17 protein-coding genes are annotated in these 24,265 nt (G+C 51.9%); 10 read left to right on the forward strand and 7 right to left on the reverse strand.

Annotated elements, in window-relative coordinates:
* Positions 1-3 precede the first annotated feature (3 nt).
* Together PsAD5_RS00945 and uxaC are read left to right on the forward strand one after the other, a co-directional pair.
* On the forward strand, positions 4-1,482 hold the full coding sequence (locus PsAD5_RS00945; protein ID WP_063290740.1) for a mannitol dehydrogenase family protein: 1,479 nt from the start codon (positions 4-6) through the stop codon (positions 1,480-1,482).
* 95 nt (positions 1,483-1,577) lie between these two features.
* Positions 1,578-2,993: a glucuronate isomerase gene (gene uxaC, locus PsAD5_RS00950; protein WP_063290741.1), complete on the forward strand. Its 1,416-nt coding sequence runs from the start codon at positions 1,578-1,580 to the stop codon at positions 2,991-2,993.
* A gap of 85 nt (positions 2,994-3,078) precedes the next feature.
* On the opposite strand, the gene PsAD5_RS00955 is transcribed toward uxaC, so the two are convergent.
* Positions 3,079-4,905 carry an AMP-dependent synthetase/ligase gene (locus tag PsAD5_RS00955; protein WP_063290742.1) on the reverse strand — a complete coding sequence of 609 codons (1,827 nt, stop codon included), beginning with the start codon at positions 4,903-4,905 and terminating at the stop codon, positions 3,079-3,081.
* A 372-nt stretch (positions 4,906-5,277) separates the two neighbouring features.
* On the opposite strand from PsAD5_RS00955, the gene PsAD5_RS00960 reads away from it, so the two are divergent.
* From PsAD5_RS00960 to PsAD5_RS00990, 7 genes are all read left to right on the forward strand, one after another.
* Positions 5,278-6,462 carry a GAK system CofD-like protein gene (locus PsAD5_RS00960; RefSeq protein WP_063290743.1) on the forward strand — a complete coding sequence of 395 codons (1,185 nt, stop codon included), beginning with the start codon at positions 5,278-5,280 and terminating at the stop codon, positions 6,460-6,462.
* 304 nt (positions 6,463-6,766) lie between these two features.
* A complete protein-coding gene (locus PsAD5_RS00965) occupies positions 6,767-8,167 on the forward strand; it encodes a YfcC family protein (protein ID WP_057464770.1) in 1,401 nt (466 codons plus the stop codon).
* 122 nt (positions 8,168-8,289) lie between these two features.
* Positions 8,290-9,516, forward strand: a complete 1,227-nt coding sequence (arcA, locus tag PsAD5_RS00970; RefSeq protein ID WP_063290799.1) for an arginine deiminase — start codon at positions 8,290-8,292, stop codon at positions 9,514-9,516.
* Between the two features lie 55 nt (positions 9,517-9,571).
* Positions 9,572-10,576 (forward strand): ornithine carbamoyltransferase, encoded by a 1,005-nt coding sequence (gene argF / locus PsAD5_RS00975; RefSeq protein WP_063286926.1) that lies wholly within the window; start codon positions 9,572-9,574, stop codon positions 10,574-10,576.
* On the forward strand, positions 10,576-11,508 hold the full coding sequence (gene arcC, locus PsAD5_RS00980; RefSeq protein ID WP_063290744.1) for a carbamate kinase: 933 nt from the start codon (positions 10,576-10,578) through the stop codon (positions 11,506-11,508). Before argF ends, arcC begins: the two co-directional genes overlap by 1 nt.
* Before the next feature lie 118 nt (positions 11,509-11,626).
* Entirely contained in the window at positions 11,627-13,111 is a 1,485-nt protein-coding gene (nhaC, locus tag PsAD5_RS00985; RefSeq protein ID WP_063290800.1) for a Na+/H+ antiporter NhaC, read from the forward strand.
* 23 nt (positions 13,112-13,134) lie between these two features.
* Positions 13,135-13,641, forward strand: coding sequence for a GNAT family N-acetyltransferase (locus PsAD5_RS00990; protein WP_063290745.1), 507 nt, complete (start codon positions 13,135-13,137; stop codon positions 13,639-13,641).
* On the opposite strand, the gene PsAD5_RS00995 is transcribed toward PsAD5_RS00990, so the two are convergent.
* Positions 13,638-14,090, reverse strand: a complete 453-nt coding sequence (locus tag PsAD5_RS00995) for an Lrp/AsnC family transcriptional regulator (protein ID WP_063290746.1) — start codon at positions 14,088-14,090, stop codon at positions 13,638-13,640. The two genes, PsAD5_RS00990 and PsAD5_RS00995, sit on opposite strands and share 4 nt — an antisense overlap.
* Before the next feature lie 150 nt (positions 14,091-14,240).
* Here PsAD5_RS00995 and putA point away from each other — a divergent pair, with 150 nt between their 5' ends.
* Positions 14,241-17,879 (forward strand): bifunctional proline dehydrogenase/L-glutamate gamma-semialdehyde dehydrogenase PutA, encoded by a 3,639-nt coding sequence (gene putA / locus PsAD5_RS01000; protein WP_063290747.1) that lies wholly within the window; start codon positions 14,241-14,243, stop codon positions 17,877-17,879.
* Positions 17,880-17,942: 63 nt separating this feature from the next.
* Here the strand turns inward: putA and PsAD5_RS01005 are convergent, their stop codons facing one another.
* From PsAD5_RS01005 to PsAD5_RS01025, 5 genes are read right to left on the reverse strand one after another with little or no spacing between them, the layout of a single operon-like run.
* Positions 17,943-19,736: an IlvD/Edd family dehydratase gene (locus tag PsAD5_RS01005; RefSeq protein WP_063290748.1), complete on the reverse strand. Its 1,794-nt coding sequence runs from the start codon at positions 19,734-19,736 to the stop codon at positions 17,943-17,945.
* Positions 19,733-21,733 (reverse strand): beta-galactosidase, encoded by a 2,001-nt coding sequence (locus PsAD5_RS01010; RefSeq protein ID WP_063290749.1) that lies wholly within the window; start codon positions 21,731-21,733, stop codon positions 19,733-19,735. Before PsAD5_RS01010 ends, PsAD5_RS01005 begins: the two co-directional genes overlap by 4 nt.
* A 4-nt stretch (positions 21,734-21,737) precedes the next feature.
* Positions 21,738-22,610: an SMP-30/gluconolactonase/LRE family protein gene (locus tag PsAD5_RS01015; protein WP_063290750.1), complete on the reverse strand. Its 873-nt coding sequence runs from the start codon at positions 22,608-22,610 to the stop codon at positions 21,738-21,740.
* On the reverse strand, positions 22,607-23,245 hold the full coding sequence (locus PsAD5_RS01020; protein ID WP_063290751.1) for a 2-dehydro-3-deoxy-6-phosphogalactonate aldolase: 639 nt from the start codon (positions 23,243-23,245) through the stop codon (positions 22,607-22,609). Before PsAD5_RS01020 ends, PsAD5_RS01015 begins: the two co-directional genes overlap by 4 nt.
* Complete coding sequence (locus tag PsAD5_RS01025; RefSeq protein WP_208988432.1) at positions 23,232-24,209, reverse strand: 2-dehydro-3-deoxygalactonokinase; 978 nt, start codon at positions 24,207-24,209, stop codon at positions 23,232-23,234. Before PsAD5_RS01025 ends, PsAD5_RS01020 begins: the two co-directional genes overlap by 14 nt.
* Between the last annotated feature and the right edge of the window lie 56 nt (positions 24,210-24,265).

Here is a 24,265-nt window from a genome sequence, read left to right on the forward strand (position 1 = left end):
CCTATGACTTTTGAATTTCAGAAACTCGATCTCAATACGCTTCCAGGTGATGTGTCTGTCCCATCTTATGATCGTACATCACTAAAGCCGCGTATTGCTCATATTGGTTTTGGTGCCTTTGCCCGTGCTCACGTTGCAATGCATCTGCACGAAACACTTGCTGCCGGTGGCGGTGATTGGGGCTTGCGGGTGATTGAGTTGTTTGGAACGCCAGATCTGTTCGATATACTTGCAGAGAATGATCACCTCTACACGTTGGTTGAGACTGCTGATGAGGGCACCAATACCCGGCTCCTCGGTGCTGTTTGCGAGACACAGCACGTAGCACGCGATGGCGTATCAACACTGATCGACGGACTAGCCGAAGAGCAGCTGAAGGTCATTTCTCTCACCATTACCGAGAAAGGCTACTGCGTTACAAACGGGAAGCTGGATCTGGACAATCCAATGATCCAGCAGGATCTTAAAGCACCAGAGGCTCCCCAAACCGCTATCGGGTTGATCGTCGCCGGCCTTGCGAAACGTCGGGCGCTTGGCAACGGCCCTATCACGGTGATGTCTTGCGATAACTTACCTCATAATGGCGTGCTCTGCGGAGTTGCCGTTCGTGAGTTTGCGGCCAAGCAGAATGCAGAGTTAGCTGCATGGATCGAGGAAAATGTCTCTTTTCCATCCACCATGGTGGACCGCATCGTGCCTGCGCTGACTGACGAGTCCCGAGACCTAATCCGCAAGAGCCTTGGCGGACAAATTGATCTGAATGGCATCGTATGCGAGCCGTTCCGTCAGTGGGTGATTGAAGACAACTTCAAAGCTGGACGACCACAGTGGGAGCTTGCTGGCGCACAACTTGTTGCGGATGTTGAGCCGTTTGAAGAGATGAAGCTTCGCACTCTGAACGGCTCTCATTCCTTCCTTGCCTACCTTGGCTTCCTTGCTGGCAAGGAGACCATTGCGGATTGCGCTGCCGATCCTGTATTTTACGCAGAAGCGCGCAAGCTGATGGTGGATGAACAATTGCCCACATTGGATGTTCCGGGTGATGTGGATCTGGTGGCCTACGCTGACTCATTGCTCAAACGTTATTCCAACTCCAAACTGAAACACCGTACCTGGCAGATTGCTGCTGATGGAACACAGAAGATGCCGCAGCGCTGGTTAAACTCTGTGAAGTTTCATCTCGCCAATGGTGGCGACTATCGTCATCTGGTGCTCGGTATTGGTGGCTGGATGAACTACATCCGCGCGGATCGCAATGGCGAAAGCTACGAAGTGGTTGATCCGATGAAAGAGAAGCTTGCCGAAATTGTCGCCAAAGACGGCGGCGACGCAACAACCTATGTCGATACTCTGCTTGCCTTGGATTCTGTGTTCCCATCTGAACTTGTTGCTAACGATGAGTTCAAGAAAGCGGTTCACAAGGCCTACTGCGCAGTGGCAGAAAAAGGTGCCGCGCAGGCCGTCGCTGATTTGGTTGACTAGGTTTTACGGAAATCCTTGCTCGGCCACAGGCTGAGCAAACGCTCATACTCAGGGATTGGTCACAGGATCAATCCCCCTACCTCAGGGCAAAAACGATGCAGCCATTTCTTGGACAAGACTTCCTCCTCGAGACAGAAGCAGCACAGCGGCTTTACCACGACTATGCAGCTGAAATGCCAATCGTGGACTACCACAACCACTTATGTCCGCAGACCATTGCTGAAGACCATCGCTTTGATGACATTGGCCGCGTCTGGCTTGAGGGCGATCACTACAAATGGCGTGCTATGCGGTGGGCCGGGATTGATGAAAGCCTGATCACCGGTAAGGATACCAGCTTCAAAGAGAAGTTCCTCGCCTACGCTTCTGTTATGCCGAAGTTTCTTGGGAACCCGCTGTACCATTGGACGCATCTGGAGATGTATCGCTACTTTGGGCTGGAGGGTGTGATCCTCTCAGAGAAGTCTGCTGAGACTGTCTGGGAAGTTTGTAACGGAAAGCTTGCGACCAAACCATTTTCCGCTCGTGGCCTGTTGCAGATGCAGCACGTGAAGATGCTGGGAACGACTGATGACCCTTGTGATGACCTGCATTGGCATAAGATGATCGCGCAGGATCCAACCTCTACAATGGTTGTTCGGCCTACCTTCCGGCCTGACCCGGCCTTTAAGATCAATAAGCCGACGTTTCCTGATTACATCATGAAACTCAGCAGAACCGTTGGTTTCCATATCGATAAGTATGAGCGCCTGCTTGAAGCACTTTCCGTGCGGCTGGATCACTTTGGCCGACATGGTTGCCGTGCGGCAGATCATGGTCTGGATTCCATGTTGTTCTGTCCGGTTCCGCCCGGTACTGAGCTGAACCGTATCTTCAAAGAGGGACAAAGCGGAGCAACTCTAAGTCTTGATGACGTGACTGCATTCCAGTCAGCTGTTCAGGTGTTTCTTGGCAAGGAATACGCCAAACGTGGTTGGGTCATGCAAATGCACATTGGTGCGACACGGAACAACCGCAGCCGCATGTTCAAGGCTCTTGGGCCAGATGTCGGCTGTGATGGCATTGATGATCGTGAGCTTGCTAATCCACTCAACCAGTTCCTCGACACTTTGGATCGTGAAAAAGCATTGCCCAGAACTGTGCTGTATTCTCTTGATCCAACCAAGAACGAAGTTGTCGTAACAACAGCCGGAAATTTCCAGGACGGTTCCTTCGGCGGCAAAATTCAAGCAGGAACAGGCTGGTGGCACAATGACCAGCTGGACGGCATGGAACGCCAAATGACACAACTTGCGCAGATGGGATTGCTTTCTCAGTTCCTCGGCATGTTGACAGACAGCAGATCGTTCCTATCTTTCCCTCGACACGAGTATTTCCGTCGCTTGCTTTGCAGGATCGTTGGGGAATGGATGGATAAGGGCCACATTCCGGGTGATTTTGAGCTTGCGGGAGGCATGATCAGGGATATTTGCTACAACAATGCAGCAAACTGGTTCCTTGATGAAAAGTAGGTAAGCTTTGGCCCCTGCTTTATCCCTTGGAAGCCCCTTGGACCATGCCTCTGGACCAAGGGGTTTCTGACATCAGGGACCTGCTTTAATCGTCGTGCTTATAGATTGCTTCCAGAGCATCAGCATGGTTATTGAGCACTTTAGCACGCCTGATCTTCAATGTTGGCGTCAGTTCGCCTGTCTGGATCGAGAAGCCATCCGGTAAGATCTCAAACTTGCGAATGCGTTCAACCCGCGAATGACGTGCATTCACTTTTTTGATGCTGGCCTGAATTACACTCCGCAACTGATCTGATTTCAGAACATCTTCTGGTTTAATGTTATTCTCGGTTGCAAATCGCTGTGCCATTGCCCCATCAACGGTGATCAGAGCGCTTAAAAAGTTCTGGTTGTTGCCTGCAACAACAGCATATTCGACAAAAGGAATTTCCATAAGGTCTTGCTCAAGCAACGCAGGCGAGATGTTCTTACCTCCAGACGTGATGATAAGCTCTTTTTTACGGCCTGTGATAAAGAGATAGCCTTCCTTGTCGAAATAGCCGATATCACCGCTGTAGAGCCAACCATCGCGTAATGCTTCATCTGTTGCGGCAGGGTCATGCGCATAACCAGAGAAGTTGGTGTCTGCCTTGCAGAGGATCTCACCATCTGCGGCGATTTTGATCATGACACCATCCATCGGTTTGCCGACAGACCCCAGACGGGTTGCTCCAATGATGTTGATGGTCGCACCACCACAATTCTCTGACTGGCCATAGACTTCGCGGATAACAATATCCAGTCCTGTAAAGGCCTCCAGAACACGCTTAGATACGGGCGCTCCACCACTCACGAACATGCGCACTTTGTCGAGGCCGATCTTGTGTTTGATCTTGTCGAGCACGAGGCGGTTTGCGATCTTCTTTTTGGTGTTCAGCACCAAACCAGCAGACTTGCCGTTTATGCTTTCTTTGTACCAGTCTTTACTCGTTTGAAGAGACCATTGAATAAGCTTGCCTTTGAAGCCTTTCTCTTTGCTGAGCTGCTTTTCGACTTTCTCATTGATCTTTTCAAAAATCCTCGGAACACCGAAGGTTACAGTCGGCCTCACCTCTGGCAAGTGCTCGCCGAGGCTGGTCACGGACTTAGCGTAGTAAACCGGGTAGCCAGTGTCACAAGCCTGAATGATGGTGCCGCACTGCTCTGCGATATGAGCCATGGGCAGATAGGAAATATAACGGTCAGCCGGTGTCGGTTTGAAGGCCAGATTCAGTGCATCAGATTCTGTGCGAATTGCGCAATGGCTGATCTGCACTGCTTTCGGCAGACCTGTTGTCCCTGAGGTGTAAATCTGGAGTGCAATGTCCTCGGCAACAATGTCATTGAGGCGTTGGTCAAGCTCAGCATCCAGTCCAGGGCTGTTCTCACCCAGGGACATAAAGCTGGCCCATGTGTATTGATCTGGATTTTCGACGCGCCCATCCAAACGAATGGTCTTACGCAGGTGGCGCATATTCTCTGCCTGCTCGCCTATGCCTTTGAGCTGAGCTTTGGTTTCAGCAAGCAAGATGCGGCCTTGCGAATGGCGCAGGATGTAATTGATTTCAGGAGCGGCGGCTGTCCAGTAAATGCCCGTTGGAACAGCCCCGATCATCATGGCAGCTACATCCATGATAGTCCATTCAGGACGATTGTAACTTAAAATACAAACGGCATCGCCGGGATTAACGCCCAGTGCGAGCAGTGCTTTTGCAGCGTTACGTACCTGCTCGCCATATTCGGTCCAGCTCGTTGCTTCCCATCCATCTTTCCCACGAACAAAGTATGCTGGTTTGTCGGCAAGGCGTTCGACAGATTCCATGAATGCTTGGGGAATGGATTTGAACGTGTTTTGAGCTTGTGCTTGAGCAACGGGCCGGGCCTGCGAACTCATGTTATTCTCTCTATTTTTATTATTTCCAGAGCTTTACATCCTCTGAATTTGTCGGTGTCAAATACAGATACCAAGAATACCCATCAAACCCACAAGAACTACAGGTATTTTCTCTTATTTTCATCTCTCTGGTTCATGAGCAACGAATATTCATTTTTGATTTGACAGAGTTTTTACTGAATTCCTGATATATCTAATTGGAAATTTACTTTAATGCTTCTTAGAGGCATTAAAGATTAATCATTATCCCAAGAGTTCTTTGGGGATGCTTCTTATTTAGTTGAATGGTTTCTGCAATTTAGCGGTAAACCAGAGGAATAGATCTCCTATGGTAACAGGGATCGACAATCACTCAGTCGGGCAAGTTCATTTATGCAGCAGTTCAGTGTTACGCGCGGTCTAAACCTACCAGATCCTGTTCGCATCAGTCGCTACAAGCGTCTGCCAGAACTTGGCCCTGCCCTCTTGTTCTTCAGCGGAGGAAGCGCGCTTAATCCAACAGCTCGCGCTTTGAAGCAGTACACCCACAACTCCATTCACCTAATGACGCCGTTTGATAGCGGTGGAAGTTCTGCTGTTTTGCGTCATGCCTTTGGTATGCCTGCAATTGGAGATCTGCGCTCACGCTTGATTGCACTGGCAGATGAAAGCGTTCTTGGGCAGTCCGAGATCTACCGTCTTTTCACACATAGGTTTCCAAAAACGGCTTCTCTTGAGGACTTGCACGGGGAACTGGTGGATTTGTTGGAAGGGCATGATCAGCTGATCGCACGGGTTCCCAATCCAATGCGACGCCTGATCCGGCATCAGCTGGCATTTTTTCATGATGCGATGCCATCAGACTTCGATTTGAGAGGCGCCAGCATCGGAAACCTAATCCTTGCCGGTGGGTATCTGAACAACAATCAGAAGCTTGACCCGATTATCTTCCTGTTTTCAAAACTGGTGAACACACTCGGCACGGTTCTGGCGACTGTTGATGCACGTTTGCATCTGGCTGTTGAACTAGATTCTGGTGAGATCATTGTGGGCCAGCATAAGATGACTGGCAAAGAAACCTCGCCCATTGCAAGCAGGATTAAACGGACCTATCTGACCCGTTCTCTGGCTGGAGGTGATCCGGTGGAGATTGAGGTCTCTCCTAAAAAGCAGCATCTTATCGAGACTGCAGACATGATCTGCTATCCTCCGGGAAGCTTTCACAGCAGCCTGATTGCAAACCTTCTGCCAAAGGGCGTAGGCAAGTCTATTGCACGTAGCCCAAACCCGAAAGTGTATGTCCCCAACCTCGGCAATGATCCTGAGCAATTCGGGATGAGCCCGAATGAGACGGTGGATGCACTCCTGAAACATCTGCGCGCTGATGCGGGGGAAGATACGCCAACAGACAAGCTACTCAATTTTGTCGTCACAGATGAAAAACATGCTGCTGAATTTGATTGGGCTGAGCTGGAAGCACAGGGCATTTCCCTGATTGGTGCTGACCTGACAAGCACGCATTCGGTTCCTTATTACGACCCGGAAAAACTAGTTTGCATGTTATTGAGTTTTCTCTGAAGTCCTTTTCGTTCAGTTAACTCACTGTAATTTCGTGATTTATGTCTTTCGCATGCAACATCTGACAGAAGCAGATGATTTGCAATAGTTTGCCTTACGCTATCGTAGGTTGTTTGTTGCAACTTAGTTAGATCACCTTGAACATCATCTTCAACTTTACTTAAAAACTTCCCAACACTTCACAATATTTTATTTGCAATGACGCTTAATCAAGAAACACAAGACATGTTGACGCAAGTATACGCATAGATATTAGGTAGCAGGAGCATGTTTACATTCGACACATAACCAAGCGGAAAAGCAAATGTCGAAGTTCAAGTTTCCTACCGCGTTTACAATTCTATTTGCCCTCATCATTCTCGTTGCGATTGCAACCTGGTTCGTTCCTGCTGGTAAGTACGATCGGGTGATCAACCCAATCCTCGACAAGGAAGTGCCGGTCCCCGGCACCTATCATCTGGTAGAGGCTAATCCTCAAGGCCCTGTTGAAGTCTTTATGGCTCCAATTGCAGGTCTTTATGACCCGATCTCCTACACGGCAAATGCAATCGATGTTGCGGTCTTTGTTCTTGTGATTGGTGGCTTCCTGATGGTTGTGACCCGAACAGGAGCAATTGATGCAGGGATCGCCAAGATTATGACGGGATTGAAGGGGCGAGAGAACTTGATGATCCCCATACTGATGGCCTTCTTTGCAGCCGGGGGCACGATCTATGGGATGGCGGAGGAAAGCCTTGCGTTTTACGCGCTCATCATTCCCGTGATGATCCGCGCTGGTTATGACTCTATGACGGGTGTTGCCGTTATTCTTTTGGGTGCAGGCATCGGAACGCTTGGCTCAACGATCAACCCGTTTGCAACCGTCATCGCCTCTAATGCAGCTGGTGTGCCTTTTACAGACGGCATCGGTCTTCGCTTCCTTATCTTGATTGTTGGTTGGCTAGTCTGTGTGGCTTGGGTCATGCGTTACGCTGCAAAGGTGAAGGCTGATCACACTTCTTCCCTTGTTTCCGAAATGAAGGATGAAAACGAAAAACACTTCCTGCAAGGTGTCTCAACGGACGACATTCCCGATTTCACGGCGAAGCACGGTTGGATCATGACGATCTTCGTCGTCACATTCGGCCTGTTGATCTACGGCGTTGCTGTTCTTGGCTGGTGGATGGGCGAAATGGCTGCCCTCTTCCTTGCTGCCTCTATTCTCGTGGGGATCGTTGCCCGACAAGGTGAACACGAGTTCGTCGACAACTTCCTGGATGGTGCACGTGATCTGCTTGGTGTCGCGCTGATCATCGGGGTTGCACGCGGTATCGTTGTGGTGATGGATGCTGGTTCAATTACCGATACGATCCTTTACTGGTCCGAGCAGGCCGTCAGTGGGCTGAGCAAAGTTGCCTTCATCAATGTGATGTTCTGGCTGGAACTGGTGCTGTCGTTCTTCGTGCCCTCTTCCTCAGGCCTTGCTGTGTTGTCCATGCCGATTATGGCCCCGCTAGCAGGGTTCTCCAATGTAGGGGCAGAATATGTGGTCACAGCCTTCCAATCCGCCAGTGGGCTGTTGAACCTGTTCAACCCTACCTTTGCCGTTGTGATGGGCGGCCTTGCGATTGGGCGCGTGCCTTATGACAAGTGGCTTCGGTTTGCCATCCCGCTCGTGATCATTCTGTTCGTTTTGATCTCACTCGCGCTGTCGCTCAGCGTTTAGAGGCGGTTTCTCCAATCTTCGCAGAGGCAAGCATGCCTCTGCGCCGCACAAATCAAACCTCTGAACCAAACATAGAGACACTGATCTCTCACAAACAAGAATTCTGGAACGGAGTCTGCAACATGACTGAATTTGGTGTTCATTCGGAAGTTGGCAAACTGAAAGAAGTGATGGTTTGCCGTCCCGGGCTTGCGCATATGCGCCTTACGCCCGGCAACTGTCAGGAGTTGCTGTTTGATGATGTGATCTGGGTTCGAGAAGCGCAAAAACACCACTACGACTTCTGCCTCAGAATGGAAGAGCGCGGTGTGAATGTGCTGGAGATGCACAATCTTCTGAAAGAGACGCTGGAGGATCAGGAAGCTCGTAAGTGGGTGCTGGAACGGCGTATCACACACAATCGCGTTGGCTATGGCATGGCCGAGGACCTGCGGGCCTGGCTTTACGAGCAGCCCGAGAAGTTCCTCGCGGATCATCTGATTGGCGGCATTGCGCGGTGTGAATTAGGGTTCAAACCAACAGGTGTGTTTGGGAGTTATCTGGACCCGAACGACTTTGTCATTCCACCCTTACCGAATACCTTGTTCACCCGCGATACGACCTGCTGGATCTATAACGGCGTTACGCTTAATCCGATGTTCTGGCAGGCGCGCCAGAACGAGACGCTCCTCACCACTGCAATTTACAAATTCCACCCTCATTTCAAGGGCAAGGTCAATTTCTGGTGGGGTGATCCGGATGAGGACTTCCATGAATCTACCGTGGAAGGCGGCGACGTCATGCCAATCGGCAATGGGGTTGTTTTAATTGGGATGGGTGAGCGCACCACACCTCAAGCTGTCGGCCAAGTGGCGCGTGCCCTCTTCCGCAATAAGGCAGCAACTCGCGTCATTGCCTGCCAGATGCCAAAGAGCCGTGCAGCGATGCACTTGGACACTGTTTTCACCCTTCTTGATCGCGACAAAGCAACAGCGTTCTCAGGCGTTTGTGATGAGATCATCTGCTTCTCGATCCGTCCTGGAGACAAACCCGAGAGTGTCGATTACAGGCAGGATGAAGGACATCTGTTCGATGTCATCGCCAATGCGCTGGGTATGCAGAAGTTGCATGTGGTGACCACAGGCGGCAATGCTTATGATCAGGAACGCGAGCAATGGGATGATGGCAACAACGTTGTCTGCCTCGAACCTGGTGTCGTGGTTGGGTATCGCCGAAACACCTACACAAACTCAAAACTCCAACGAGCCGGTGTGGAAGTCATCGCCATTGACGGGTCTGAACTGGGTCGTGGTCGCGGTGGTGGACACTGCATGACCTGTCCGACAGTGCGTGACGCCGTGGAGTTCTAGTCTTTTCAAACTCCGTTGAACAATAAAAACATCCAAGAGATGGAGAGTAAGGAAAATGGCTTTCAATCTGAAAGGTCGCAGTTACCTCAAGCTCAAAGACTTCAGCCAACGCGAAGTGCTTTACATGCTGGATCTGGCCCGTGATCTCAAGCGAGCCAAATACTCTGGAACAGAACGGCAGACGCTTGTCGATAAGAACATCTGCCTGATCTTCGAAAAAACCTCTACCCGTACCCGTTGCGCTTTCGAGGTTGCCGCTCACGATCAGGGAGCACATGTCACCTACCTGGATCCATCCGGCTCTCAGATCGGCCACAAGGAGTCCATGAAGGATACCGCACGTGTGCTGGGTCGGATGTTCGATGCCATTGAGTTTCGCGGTTCCGGGCAAAAGGCCGTTGAGACTCTCGCCGAGTACTCTGGCGTCCCGGTCTATAACGGTTTGACTGATGACTGGCATCCAACCCAGATGCTCGCTGACATGTTGACAATGACCGAACACAGCCCCAAGCCGTTGCATGAGATTTCCTTTGCCTATCTGGGCGATGCCCGCAACAACATGGGCAACTCTTTGCTGATGCTGGGCGCTCTATGTGGCTGTGATGTTCGCATTATTGGCCCGCAAGAGCTGCACCCTGAACCGCATGTGCTGAAAGCAGCCGAACTCAATGCAAAACGGTATGGTGCACGCATCACAATTACGGATGATGTCAAAGAAGGTACTGAGGGTGTTGACTTCATCCATACAGATGTCTGGGTCTCCATGGGTGAGCCGCCGGATGTCTGGGACAGCCGGATCAAGTTGCTGCGTGACTATCAGGTCAACAAGGCCTTGATTGAAGGCACCGGCAACCCGAACACATTCTTCATGCATTGTCTGCCAGCCTTCCATAACCGGGAAACTAAGGTGGGTGAAGAGATCTTCCAGAAGTTCGGTATCTCCGAGATGGAAGTGACTGAAGATGTCTTTGAATCAGATCGAAATCTGGCGTTTGAGCAAGCTGAAAACCGGCTCCACACAATTAAAGCCATCATGGTTGCGACGATTGGAGGCCGATAATGCGTGTTGTCGTCGCTCTTGGCGGAAATGCCCTTCTCCGGCGTGGAGAGGCAATGACTGCCGAAAACCAACGAAAGAATGCGCGGATCGCCGCAGAAGCGCTGGCGCCACTTTATGATGATGGTCATGAGGTGGTCATCACGCACGGGAATGGCCCTCAGGTCGGCTTGCTGGCTCTGCAAGGTGCTGCTTACGAGCAGGTTGAGGCCTACCCTCTGGATGTGCTGGGTGCTGAAACAGTTGGCATGATTGGCTACATGATCGAGCAGGAACTTGGGAACCTCCTGCCCTTTGAAAAGCCATTTGCCACGATCCTCACGCAGGTTGAGGTTGATCCGAACGATCCGGCTTTCAAAGATCCAACAAAGCCCATCGGTCCGCTTTATTCCAAAGAAGAAGCGGAGAGACTTGCCGATGAGAAAGGCTGGTCCATTCGAGAAGATGGAGATAAGTGGCGGCGCGTTGTGCCAAGTCCATTACCCAAACACATCTTTGAGATCCGGCCTATCAAGTGGCTTCTGGACCATGATGTACTTGTCATCGCAGCTGGTGGGGGCGGCATTCCAACTATGTACAACGAAGAAAAGAAGCTCGTTGGTGTGGAATGTGTGATCGATAAAGACCGGTGTTCAGGCCTTCTTGCCAAAGAGATTGATGCTGACGTCTACATTATGGCGACAGATGCGGATGCCGTTTATCTGGATTGGGGTACCCCGAGCCAACGCGCAATCAAATCGGCTTCTCCGGATGCACTGGATGCATACGGTTTTGCTGCAGGTTCTATGGGACCAAAGGTAGAAGCAGCACAGACTTTTGCTCGGCAAACCGACAAGAAATCCGTCATATGCACGCTCTCTGAAGTTCCTCAAGCAATTTTGGGAGAGAAAGGGACTTCGATTACCACAGCGGCTGGTGACACCACGTTTTACTGAGATGGACGCCCCGACGCTGAGTGAGCTTTGGGGCGTTCCTGTTTTCAAATGCATTTGATTGTCCTTGGGCTTCATTTTGCCCATCAAAAACAACAGGAACACAAAGGACGAATTGCATATGGCCAAAGTGCCAGCCCCATCTTCTCAAAAAATGTCGCTTGCCGGAGCGATCATTCCCGTTGCCTCGCTTGTCATCTTGCTTGCGCTTTCCTACTATCTGTTTGGAGATGAAGCCTCCTCAGGACCAAACCAGATTGCGCTCTTGTTTTGTGCCCTGATCGCCAGCTTTGTGGCGCTGTTTCATGGTTTTCACTTTGATGAACTGAAGGATGCTGTCGTTGATAGCGTGAGCACCGGCCTTCATGCGATCTTCATTTTATTTGCAGTGGGCTCGTTGATCGGCACATGGGCTATGTCCGGCACCATCATGGCGATGGTTTATTATGGATTACAGCTCCTTAGCCCGAATTACTTCTACTTCACGACCGTCATTATTTGTGCCCTTGTTTCAGTCAGCATCGGTAGCTCGTGGACTGTAGCAGGAACCATTGGCATCGGTTTGATGGGGATTTCAACAAAGATGGGCCTCGATCCGGCTATCACTGCCGGCGCTATCCTATCGGGCGCTTACTTCGGAGATAAGTCCTCTCCACTTTCTGATGCAACTAATCTGGCAACTGCGGCGGCGGGATCCAATCTTTACACTCACATCAAAGAAAATCTCTGGACGTCAATACCTGCTCTCATCATTTCGCTAGCCCTCTTCTGGTGGCTCGGAGAACCCGGAGACTTTGTCGCACAAGGCACGTTGACCAGCATTGAGCAGCATTACGACATTACCCTGCTCAATTTCCTTCCGCTCCTGCTGGTTTTGGGACTGGCAATTGTCCGCTACCCGCCGTTTACGACCATCTTTATTGGTGCATTGGCGGGCGGTCTTTATGCAGTCATCATGGACCCAGACAAAGTGGTTGGCCTTGCTGCCTCTCCGGCGCTGCCCTACACACTGGAGGTGATCAAAGGCGTCTGGATCGCCATGTCTAACGGTTATGTGAGCGTGACAGGAGACCCTTCTATTGATGCACTGCTGAGCCGTGGTGGCATGGGCAATATGCTGACGACCATCTGGTTGATCATGACAGCTTTGGCGTTTGGTGGGGTGGTTGAGAAAGCTGGTATTCTGGACCGGATTATCGGCCCAATCCTACACGCAGCTAAAACCACTGGTGCGCTGGTGTTGTCGCTGGTTTCAACCGCAATCGCGACTAACATTCTGGCGGCCGACCAGTACATTGCGATCGTTATTCCGGGCCGGATGTACCGCAAGTCTTTCCGTCAACGCCGATTGCGGCCTGAGGTTCTGTCCCGTGCGGTTGGGGATAGTGCAACAGTGACGTCTGCTCTTATTCCATGGAACAGCTGTGGCGCTTATATGGCGGCTACACTTGGTGTTCCAACGCTGGCATTTGCTGGATTTGCCTTCTTCAACATCGTCAGCCCCCTCCTGACAATTCTGTTTGCTGTGATGGGATGGAGAATGTTGACGATGACAGATCACAAGCCTGAGCGTATTGTGCTGCCGGATGATGAGCAAGAAGCCTGATTAGTGAGAAATGCAGCACCGCCATGGAGAATTTTAGCTGGCACCAGATGCAAGAAGACGACCTGCACGAGATCGACCAGATCATGCAGCAGACCTATCCGCATTTGCCGGAGGATATCGACTGTATTCGGGAACGTGTGCGACTGTTTCCTCATGGCTGTCAGGTGCTGCGACAAAACGATAGAGACGCCATCCTCGGCTACATCATCTCTCATCCATGGGAAAATCGCAGTATCCCACCGCTCTCCAGCTTACTGGGCTCCCTGCCCTTCAAGGCCGAAGTCTATTATATTCACGACATAGCCCTGCTGCCGGAGTCACAAGGCATTGGCGCAGCCCGAGCTGTTCTTGAGCAGTTGAGCCAGGTCGCCCGCAGTCTTTACATCAACACGTTTGCGCTGGTTGCTCTGGACACCGCCAATGAATTCTGGCGGGCACGTGGCTTTCGAGCAGTGCACGAACAACTACTCAAGGATAAACTCAGAGCATATGGAGCGAACGCACACTACATGCAGCGTGGTGTCGACTAGAACGGCCTGTCTTTGACTTGCTCCATACAAACGAATGTGGATGTCTGCGCTACATAAGGCATTTCAGAGAGTTTTTCTCCCAGTACGCGGCGATAACTTCCGATATCCTTGGTTCGCACTTTCAGCAGGTAATCAAATCCGCTTGCAATCATGTGGCATTCTTCGATCTCTGGGATTTCCCGCGCAGCTGCGTTGAAAGCTTCCAGTGAGCGTGAGCGCGTGTCGTTAAGTTTGACCTGTACAAACGCGATATGACCAGCACCTAACTTGGTGTGATCGACTTCTGCCCGATAGCCAAGAATGTATCCCGCATCCTCCAACTTCTTCATGCGAATTTGGCAAGGCGTTTTAGAAAGGCCTACCTTTTTCGCAAGGTCAGTGACAGTGATGCGCCCGCATTTTTGTAATTCTTCCACAATCTTACGATCAAAGTCGTCCAATTTCTCCATGATATGCCATTTTCTTACTCATAAAGACCATACAGTCTCAATATCAAAGTCGATTAGTCTTTACCATCAAAAAATACAGGAAACATCCCTATAGGTATTTTGCTAATGTCACTTCAACAAAAATAGGTATTTAGCAGTAGGGAGCATGGCATGGGATCAGAGGCTACGCCGGAGATCATCCGCAACAAAATCAGAGACAACTACCTTCCTGATGAAAATCAGGTTGTTCAGGAGCTCATTTCATCCCTGCAAATGGATGAGGCTGCGCGCAAGCGGGCATCTGACAAGGCAGCAGATTTGATCTCAGATTTGCGAGCGAACACCTCTCCAACAATCATGGAGAGTTTTCTCGGCGAATACGGCCTCTCAACTCAGGAAGGCATCGCGCTGATGTGCCTTGCAGAAGCTTTGCTTCGCGTGCCTGATGCCCAGACAATTGATGCGTTGATTGCGGATAAGATTACTCCAAGTGCCTGGGGAGAGCACCTGGGTCAGTCTTCTTCCACTCTGATCAACGCTTCCACATGGGCATTGCTGCTGACTGGTAAGGTTCTGGCGCAAGATGATCAGGGGCTCGTTGGCACCATTCGCGGTGTTGTGAAGCGCCTTGGTGAGCCTGTGGTTCGTACTGCTGTTGCGCAGGCGATGAAAGAACTAGGTCGCCAGTTCGTTCTTGGCCGTACCATCCGTGAAGCAATGCGCAATGCGCGTGCGGAAGAAGGCAACGGCTTCACCTACTCCTACGACATGCTTGGCGAAGCTGCCCGGACCGAGGCTGATGCGAAGCGCTATCATCTGTCCTACTCAAAAGCGATTACCGCGCTTTCCAGCAATTGCACGAAAGCAAGCATTCGCGAAAACCCAGGCATTTCAGTCAAGCTTTCTGCTCTGCACCCACGCTATGAGTTTGCCAAGCGCGAACGTGTGATGAAAGAGCTGGTGCCTCGCACCCTCTCCCTTATCATGCTGGCGAAATCTTCCAATATGGGCTTCAACATTGATGCAGAAGAAGCGGATCGCCTCGACATATCCCTTGATGTGATTGAAGCGTTGCTGGCGGATCCTGCAACTGAGGGCTGGGACGGTTTCGGTATTGTTGTACAGGCGTTTGGACCACGTGCAACTCACGTGATCGACTGGCTCTATGCGGTTGCTGAGAAGTATGATCGCAAGATCATGGTGCGCCTCGTGAAGGGTGCTTACTGGGACAGCGAGATCAAACGTGCGCAGACCCTTGGTATTGATGGCTATCCGGTCTTCACCCGCAAGGTATCCACTGATATCTCCTATACCGCTTGTGCTGAAAAACTGCTGAGTATGACAGACCGGATCTATCCGCAGTTCGCAACTCACAATGCGCACAGTGTTGCAACCATTCTGGAGCTGGGAAAAAATCTTCCACTAAGCTCCTATGAGTTCCAGCGTCTGCATGGCATGGGCGAAGCGCTTCATGAGCGCACCATGAAGAAACACGGCTCCAATTGCCGCATCTATGCTCCGGTTGGCGCACACAAAGATCTGCTGGCTTATTTGGTTCGCCGCCTCTTGGAAAATGGAGCGAACAGTTCCTTCGTTCACCAGATCCGCGATGAGAATGTGACACCAGAGGCGATTGCACAGGATCCACTGGCGCATATCGAAAAGTATGGCGAGCATGTTGCCAACTCCAAGATCCCTCTCCCACCTGCGCTTTACGGCGCAGGACGTAAAAACGCAAAGGGCTGGGATCTGAGTGATCCGCGCCAGGAAGCTGAGTATGTTGAGAACCTGAAATCCTTCTCAGCAACCAAGTGGAACGGCCATCCTGTCATTGCAGCTTCCGTCAAGAACGCTGAAGCGGTGAGCGTGAAAAACCCTGCAGATCTGCGGGATGTTGTTGGTAGTGTGGCGACCGCGACGCCTGAGCAGATTGAAGCGGCTTTGACTACCGCACATAACGGTTGCCCTGAATGGGCAGACAAGAGTGCTGAAGACCGCGCTGTTATTCTGCGCAAAGCGGCAGATCTGTTTGAAGAAAATGCTCCTGAAATCTTTGCTCTGCTCACCCGTGAAGCTGGCAAAACCTACATGGATGCCATCAACGAACTGCGTGAAGCGGTAGACTTTGCACGCTACTACGCGAACGAAGCGATCCGTCTTGATGAGCGTGATGGTAAAGGCGGCCTTCGTGGTCCAATCACCTGTATCTCTCCCTGGAACTTCCCGCTTGCGATTTTCTCGGGTCAGATTTTTGCAGCTCTGGCAGCTGGCAACCCAGTGCTTGCCAAGCCTGCGCCACAGACACCACTGATCGCAACGTTTGCTGTTGGACTGATGCACAAGGCTGGCATTCCTGTTGAGGCTCTGCAGTTGCTGCCGGGTGCTGGCGAAGTTGGCGCAGCACTCACATCTGACAGCCGTGTGGCTGGTGTTTGCTTTACCGGGTCTACTGGGACTGCGCAGCACATCAACCGTGCTATGGCAAAAGCGCTTGCTCCATCTGCACCGCTGATCGCGGAAACTGGTGGCCTTAACGCTATGATCGTGGACTCCACGGCACTGCCTGAGCAGGCTGTTCGTGATGTGATTGCTTCCAGCTTCCAAAGTGCGGGTCAGCGTTGTTCTGCGCTGCGTATGCTTTATGTTCAGGAAGATATCTTTGAAGATTTCAAAGCGATGCTCTTGGGTGCCATGAGTGAGTTGGAACTGGGCGATCCTGCAGCCTTGTCAACGGATGTTGGTCCGGTGATTGATGCAGCTGCACAGAAGAAGATTGCTGCACACTGTGAGAAGTGGGCTGAAAAAAGTCGCATTATCAAACAGATGAAGGCACCAACCAAAGGCCACTTCATTGCACCAACTCTGATCAAGCTGGACGGCATCGAAGAGCTGGACGAGGAAATCTTTGGTCCTGTTCTGCACATTGCAACCTTCAAAGCAGAAGAGATCGACCAGACGATTGACGCAATCAATACAAAAGAGTTCGGTCTGACATTTGGTCTGCATACCCGTGTGGATAGCCGTGTTCAGCATATTGTGGAGCGCGTGAAGGTGGGCAACCTTTATGTAAACCGCAACCAGATTGGCGCGATTGTTGGATCTCAGCCATTCGGTGGTGAAGGTCTGTCTGGTACTGGCCCAAAAGCAGGTGGTCCTCACTATGTGGCTCGTTTCCGTCTTGCAGACACGTCAGCGGCGACCAGTGTGGAGCTGAGCAAAACCGTCTCCGCCGAGGATATCTTTAAAGCGCAAGGGGCATTACGCACCAGCACGTGGGAAGGTAATTTCGGTCGCTTCACCGAGCTGGCAACTCTGTTTGAGAAGGAAACAGGTCTGCTGAACCGTGTTGCGGCTGATCACGCCCACAACATGCCTGGACCAACCGGTGAATCCAACCGCCTTTATGCTGCACCACGCGGCACCGTGCTTTGCCTTGGCCCGGATACAGAAAGCCTGAACCATCAAGTGGTTCTGGCTTTGGCAGCTGGCAACGGCGTGATTGCTGTTGGACAAGACGCTGAGAAACTGGCTGTGAAGCTGCGCACTCTTTCCGCTCCAATCGTCGCATTGGAAGGCAATCTGGCCGTTGGTGCACTGAAAGAGCTTCAAGGTGTTGATGCCATTGCAGCGAACCACGCTGAGCAAGAGCTGAAGGAAATGAAGGCTGAGCTTGCCGAACGTGAGGGTGCATTGATGCAGCTGATTATGGAGCGTAACCAGCCTGAGCGTTATCAGCTGGAACGTCACCTCTGCATTGACACAACGGCGTCTGGTGGCAATGCGAGCCTGCTGGCTGCGACAGAAGACTAAGCTGTTCTTAAACAACAGAAAAGCCGCCTCAAACTGAGGCGGCTTTTTCGTTTTGAACCACAATCAATGACTATGACGCGGTAGACCTTTTTGCGCGATGCGCTGGTATTTAACGGCTGGCTTCAGCACCATGCCTTCATCAAACTGATCTACGATACCGCGCTGGATTTCCTGCCACGGCGTTTGATGCTCTGGGAATTCATAGCCACCACTTTCAGCCAGTTCCTGCTTTCGCTTCGCCAGCTCCTCCTCAGAGATCAGCACATTCGCTTCCCCCTTGTTCAGATCAAGGCGAACAATATCTCCGTTACGCAACAAAGCGAGACCACCCATGACGGCGGCTTCCGGGGATGCGTTGAGGATAGAGGGAGAGCCGGAGGTGCCTGACTGGCGACCATCACCGATACATGGCAGTGCATCAATGCCTTGCTTCAAGAGCTCATCCGGCGGCTGCATGTTGACAACCTCAGCACCGCCCGGATAGCCGATCGGGCCAGATCCGCGAATGACGAGGATTGTGTTGGCGTCAATGCCAAGAGCCTCATTGTTGATGTTGTGGTGGTATTCTTCAGGACCGTCAAACACCACGACCTTACCTTCAAAAGCATCCAAGTCATCTGGATTAGACAGATAACGCTCTCTGAAATCCTTTGAAATCACAGAGGTTTTCATGATTGCAGATTTGAAAAGATTGCCTTTGAGGTTGAGGAACCCGGCGTCTTTCATCATCGGCTTATCATAGGGGTAGATCACGTCGTAGTCGGCGACTGTGCTCTCGTCGTAGATTTCACCTGTGGTCTTTCCTGAAACAGTGACAGCATCTTTATGGATGTGGTCGTGTTTCATCAGCTCTGAGAAGATGCCCGGTATACCGCCTGCACGATGGAACTCTTCTGAAAGGTAAGCCCCAGCCGGTTGAACGTTGGCAAGCAGTGGGATTTTATGGCCTAGGTTCTGCCAATCATCGTTGTGCAGCTCAACGCCGATATGTCGTGCGATAGCATTGATATGTATTGGCGCATTGGTTGAACCGCCGATGGCCGAGTTCACTGCAATTGCGTTTTCAAACGCCTTGCGTGTGAGGACATCTGACGGCTTTTGATCGTCATGCACCATCTGCACGATCCGCTTACCGGTCTCATAGGAGATCTGGCCACGTTCGCGATATGGCGCGGGGATAGACGCGCAACCTGGCAGGCTCATGCCCAGAGCTTCTGCAAGTGAGTTCATGGTTGAGGCAGTGCCCATGGTGTTGCAGTAGCCGACGGATGGCGCAGAGTCTGCGGCCATTTCCATGAACTCTTTGTAGTCGATCTCTCCAGTCGCCAACATCTTGCGGGCTTTCCAGATTACCGTGCCGGAGCCAACACGCTCCCCCTTGTGATACCCATTGAGCATAGGCCCAACAGTCAGGCAGATGGCGGGAATGTTGACGGTTGCGGCGGCCATGAGCAGCGCTGGCGTGGTCTTGTCACAGCCGATAGTCAAAACAACACCATCGAGCGGATAACCGTAGAGCGTTTCGACAAGCCCGAGATAAGCAAGGTTGCGATCAAGCGCTGCGGTTGGGCGTTTGCCGGTTTCCTGAATAGGATGAACAGGAAACTCGAAGCAGATGCCACCCATTTCGCGGATGCCTTCGCGTACGCGCTCTGCCAACACCAGATGGTGGCGGTTGCACGGGGATAAATCGGACCCCGTCTGGGCAATACCGATAATCGGTCGGCCTGACTGAAGCTCTTCACGCGTAATGCCGTAATTCAGATAGCGCTCCAGATACAGTGCGGTCATGCCCGGATCGTCTGGCGAGTCAAACCACTCTTGTGAGCGGAGTTTTGTTTTTGGAGCTTCAGTCATAGCTCTTCAGTTCCTTCCCGAACCAGAGCAACCCCTGCTGGAGGCAGCTCCAATCCATCCAATTCCGCTGCATCAGCAAGACGCAGCGCTTTCAAATTCATCTTATTTTTCGAATAGTTATAGTAGAAAGTGCCGACAGATGTTTTGCTTCTTCTCAATCCGCTCGGCAATTCCACCTTATCAATTTTCGCAGGTTTGAAGACCTCATCCAGAATGGCGCTCATGAGTGTTGGGTCGGCCCAGGCGGAGACGTAGTAGATGTTGTTTTCGCCCATGAAGATCGGTTGGCCGCTCTCGTCTTCGAACAGGATTGGCAGGCTGGTGGCGACCTCTTCTTGCCAGACGTAGGCTTTGCCGCGTTCCTGATCTGCCAGGTCTGAGACTGGTGTCGCAAACTTTATCGGGCTGGTGCTGACGCGCAGAACCTCAACGCCTTCAAAGGGTTCAGGAAGATGAAGGGTCTTTTGAGAGATCTGGTAGTTCTTGTCTTTTTGCGCAAGACGAGGACCACCGAGGACGACGCCACCGAACTCGATATAGGCTTTGAGGTTTTCTGAGAGTTCCTCGCTCATTGCATAAAGGGCGGGGACAATGACCAGCTTGTAGGGGGATAAGTCCTGGGAGGCTGGTCTGATGACTTCTACATCGACGCCCTTTTGTCTCAGCGCACGGTAGTAGGAGAGGACAAGACGGAAGTAGCTAAAGTCTTGACCCTGCTGCTGAGTTTCGTGTGCCCAGTGGCTTTCGTAGTCAACAATGAGTGCAACAGGAGCTTCTGACGGGGTGAACGCGCCCAGCTCCTCAATTTCGCGGGCAACCTGAGCGGCTTCGACATACGCCTGCGCAGGCTTATTATCGGTCTGCTTGAGCCCTGCATGCATTTGCTCCTGTGCAAACGGAGCCTGTCGCCAGCGGAAATAGCTTGTGGTTTCAGCACCATGAGCGAAAGCCTCCCAACTCCACAGGCGCACCATTCCTTTCAGTGGGATCGGATTATACGGTGCCCAATTCACGGGGCCGGGTTGCAGCTCCATGATCCAGAGGCGGCCATGACCCGCTTGTCTGTAAAGGTCGTGATGGAAGGCCTGATAATCGGGATCGCCTTGCTGGAAATAGTCTTCCCAGTAGCCATCAGGTGTGCCCAGCGGGTTTTCCATCTGATATTGGCTATGGAACCCAAGGGGATAGCAATCCCAGCTGGAGATATCGAGCTGGTCTCCGACCTTGTAGTGGTCGAAGGAAAACGTGTTGCCCATGAAGTTATGGAGGATTGAGCGACCCGGAGAGAGCTTGCGCAGGATATCGACTTGCTCACCATTGAACTCGGCAACTTGATCTGATGAAAACCGTTTGAAATCAAGCCTATGAGACGGGTTACTCTCTGTTACCGTCAGGTTTGGCAGGTCAACCTGCTCAAAGCTGTTGTATTCCATAGACCAGAACACATTGCCCCAAGCCTCGTTTAAGGCTTTGATATTGCCGTACTTTTGCGCCAGCCAGAGCTGGAAGGCCTTGTGGGCGGAGCCAGACCAAGAGCGGACAGTCTCATGACAGCCGTACTCATTATCGGTTTGCCAAGCTGCGACGGAGGGGTGATTACCGTATCGTTCAGCGAGGATTTCTGTGATCCGGCGGGATTCCCAGCGGTAGCCTTCGTGGGAGAAGCAGTAGTGGCGGCGGCTGCCGAATTTTCGGGGGTGGCCGTTCTCGTCAACTGCGAGCATGTCCGGGTGTTTATCCACCATCCAGCGCGGCGGAGTCGCGGTTGGGGTGCACATCACGATCTGGAGACCCGCACTTGCGAGAGTCTCAATTGCGCTGTCCAGCCAATCCCATGAGAAACGCCCCGGCTCCGGCTCAATGCGCGACCAGGCAAACTCAGCGATGCGCACATAGGTAATGCCCAGCTCGGCCATTTCTCTGGCGTCTTCTTGCCACAGATCCTCTGACCAGTGTTCTGGGTAGTAACAGATACCTAAGTGTTTCTTATCGCTCATGAGATCACATTTGTAGTTCGGGGTCCGGCAGACCTGGAGTATCAATAGGGACTGCAAAAACCGATCCAGCGAGAGGCTCTTTCGCCAATTGCTCCTCACTCAGGTTTTCGCGAGCCGTGGTAATGAACAGCGTTTTGTAGTCGGCCCCACCAAACGCAGGACAAGATGCCTGACTTGCGTCAATCTCAATAATGCGATCCACCATTCCATCAGGTTTATAGCGAACGACTCTGTATCCGCCCCATTGAGCGTTCCAGAGATATCCCTCAGCATCAACCACGGAACCGTCGGGGCCAAATCCTGTCCCGGAGATATCAGCAAATATCTCCGCGGGCCCTTCTGGCAGGCCAGTTTGCGCATTTAGTGACCATTTGATGATCTGAGATGTCACCGTGTCTGAAAAGTACGCAGTGTCCCCATCTGGCGAGAAACAAAGGGAATTCGGGATTGTGATGTCGCCTGCAACCTTCGCTAATTCCCCTTTGAAAAAGCGATAAAGGCTGCCTGCGCCTTTTTCTGCTTTGTGGCCCATGGAGGAAATCCAGAACCCGCCGGTACGGTCGGTGCGGGCGTCGTTGGAGCGGGTGACAGGGTTTTGGTCCTCTACAGGGAGGATAAGGTTGCGACTGTGCGTTCCCGGAGACCAGCGATACAGACCTGTTGCAGAGGATAACATGAAGTCATCACTGCTCGGGATCTGTGCAAAGGCGGAGACCGGTTCGTCGAACTTCCATATTTCGATGTCACCGGTTATGCCCTTTTTCAGCACCAGATGATTGTTGATGTCCACCCAAAACAGCGCGTCATGGCGGGCACTCCAAAGAGGACCCTCCCCTAAGCTGCATTCTGTTTTGGCGAAAACATAGGGCTCGCTCATGCACTCTCTCCGAGTTTGAGCGCATCGTATGCTGCAACCATTTCTTTTGCGTTTTCAGAAACCTGCGTCGCCGTAAAGCCCGGTTTGTACAGGTTGCTTGCCATGCCGAAGCCCTGACAGCCTGCTTCCACATACTGTGCAAATTCCGCAGGGCCGACACCGCCAACGGCGTAGACCAGAGTTTCTTTTGGCAGAACTGCACGCACTGCCTGAATGCCTTTTACTCCCACCTGAAAGGCCGGGAAGATCTTGAGTGCATCAGCCCCTGCCTTCAGCGCGGCAAAGCATTCTGACGGGGTGAGAACTCCCGGATAGGAGGCCATGCCTTCTGCCTTGGTGGTGCGGATAACATCTTCATCGTAGTTGGGAGAGACGATGAAGGTTCCGCCTGCTGCGCGGACCTGTTTGACTTGCTCTGCTGTGAGAACTGTCCCCGCGCCGATGGCGGATAACTTGCCGAACTTGTCTTGTGCCATGGTGATAGACTTGAGTGCCTCTGACGAATTGAGCGGCACTTCGATCTGTGAAAAGCCTGCTTCTATAAGCACTTCCACAATATCTAGAATCTCAGCAGGCTTTACTCCACGGAGGATAGCCATGAGGTTGCGCTCTGGTGTTTGTTTAACTGTTGTCATTGAGTGCCCCTTGTCTGACGGCGGAAAGTCCTTTGAGCGCTGCTTTGTCTGCATCATGCACGATCGGTGTTAAGCCGAGATGTTGCAGGGCGAGCGCGTAATTTTGTGCAAGCGTGTTGCCCCCAACGAGGTGGACTTGCTTGGGTGGGTTGTCCCCGCACTTTGCGAGCATGTCGAGAAGCTCTGTTCCGATAACAAGTGCGGAAAGTTTGGAAGCGCCAGCTCGCGTACTGGTGTTGTTGAGCAGCTGTCCGGCGCGCAGACCAAACAGGTTGCCGAGCAGTGTAGCTTCCTGATTTTTCAGCTGATCCAGCGTGGTGAGGAAAACATCCTTGTCCAGCTCTGCCTGCGTATCCAGTGAATGGCGGAGGATAGATTGTTTGGCGATCAGCGCGAATAACTCACCACTCAGAAAGGTGGAGGTTCGCGTTACTGTCCCCTCTTCCATCTCCACCCATTTGCTGTGGGTGCCAGGCAGGCAGAAGACGCCGGATTTGTCGGATAACTCATCCAGAATGCCGAGCAGGAGTGTCTCTTCTCCGCGCATAACATCCGGGTGCTGCTCTGATTTTTGGCAGAGACCGGGCACTATGAACGGTTGGATGCGGGCATTACTTGTTTTGGGTGCAACCAGATGCTGGTGCAGTTCTGTCAGTTTGGTTGGCACAGGCACATATTCTGCCTCTTGCCAGCCCTGACGGCTGCCAGCCATACCGCAAATGAACACTTGCGTTGGTTTTGCGTTGCTGTGTAACCAATCTCCGATCAGACCCAGCAAAACCCCTTCAAATTCAGAAGGTTGCAATGTCCCCGCACCTTGCGTTGATTTTGCGTTGTTTTGCGTTACACCGTTTTCGTCAATCAGCCATGCGCGAAGACTGGAGGTCCCCCAGTCCACGGCGACCCAGCTGCTTGCCTTTGTGATCTGACGGAGGTCGTTATTTGGCGATGCCATATGGTTCATTTATGCCCCCTGTTCCCTTTTATGTTTATTATTAGCTTTAGGCACTTCATAAGCGC

It is taken from the genome of Pseudovibrio sp. Ad5 (assembly GCF_001623095.1).
GTDB lineage: Bacteria > Pseudomonadota > Alphaproteobacteria > Rhizobiales > Stappiaceae > Pseudovibrio.

Coding starts and splice junctions, on each gene's coding strand:
- PsAD5_RS01015 (WP_063290750.1), bottom strand. CDS start 22,610: ATGAGCGAGCCCTATGTTTTCGCCAAAACAGAATGCAGCTTAGGGGAG.
- PsAD5_RS00945 (WP_063290740.1), top strand. CDS start 4: ATGACTTTTGAATTTCAGAAACTCGATCTCAATACGCTTCCAGGTGAT.
- arcA (WP_063290799.1), top strand. CDS start 8,290: ATGACTGAATTTGGTGTTCATTCGGAAGTTGGCAAACTGAAAGAAGTG.
- nhaC (WP_063290800.1), top strand. CDS start 11,627: ATGGCCAAAGTGCCAGCCCCATCTTCTCAAAAAATGTCGCTTGCCGGA.
- PsAD5_RS00990 (WP_063290745.1), top strand. CDS start 13,135: ATGGAGAATTTTAGCTGGCACCAGATGCAAGAAGACGACCTGCACGAG.
- PsAD5_RS00995 (WP_063290746.1), bottom strand. CDS start 14,090: ATGGAGAAATTGGACGACTTTGATCGTAAGATTGTGGAAGAATTACAA.
- PsAD5_RS01020 (WP_063290751.1), bottom strand. CDS start 23,245: ATGACAACAGTTAAACAAACACCAGAGCGCAACCTCATGGCTATCCTC.
- uxaC (WP_063290741.1), top strand. CDS start 1,578: ATGCAGCCATTTCTTGGACAAGACTTCCTCCTCGAGACAGAAGCAGCA.
- PsAD5_RS01025 (WP_208988432.1), bottom strand. CDS start 24,209: ATGAACCATATGGCATCGCCAAATAACGACCTCCGTCAGATCACAAAG.
- PsAD5_RS00965 (WP_057464770.1), top strand. CDS start 6,767: ATGTCGAAGTTCAAGTTTCCTACCGCGTTTACAATTCTATTTGCCCTC.
- PsAD5_RS00960 (WP_063290743.1), top strand. CDS start 5,278: ATGCAGCAGTTCAGTGTTACGCGCGGTCTAAACCTACCAGATCCTGTT.
- PsAD5_RS00955 (WP_063290742.1), bottom strand. CDS start 4,905: ATGAGTTCGCAGGCCCGGCCCGTTGCTCAAGCACAAGCTCAAAACACG.
- putA (WP_063290747.1), top strand. CDS start 14,241: ATGGGATCAGAGGCTACGCCGGAGATCATCCGCAACAAAATCAGAGAC.
- PsAD5_RS01005 (WP_063290748.1), bottom strand. CDS start 19,736: ATGACTGAAGCTCCAAAAACAAAACTCCGCTCACAAGAGTGGTTTGAC.
- arcC (WP_063290744.1), top strand. CDS start 10,576: ATGCGTGTTGTCGTCGCTCTTGGCGGAAATGCCCTTCTCCGGCGTGGA.
- argF (WP_063286926.1), top strand. CDS start 9,572: ATGGCTTTCAATCTGAAAGGTCGCAGTTACCTCAAGCTCAAAGACTTC.
- PsAD5_RS01010 (WP_063290749.1), bottom strand. CDS start 21,733: ATGAGCGATAAGAAACACTTAGGTATCTGTTACTACCCAGAACACTGG.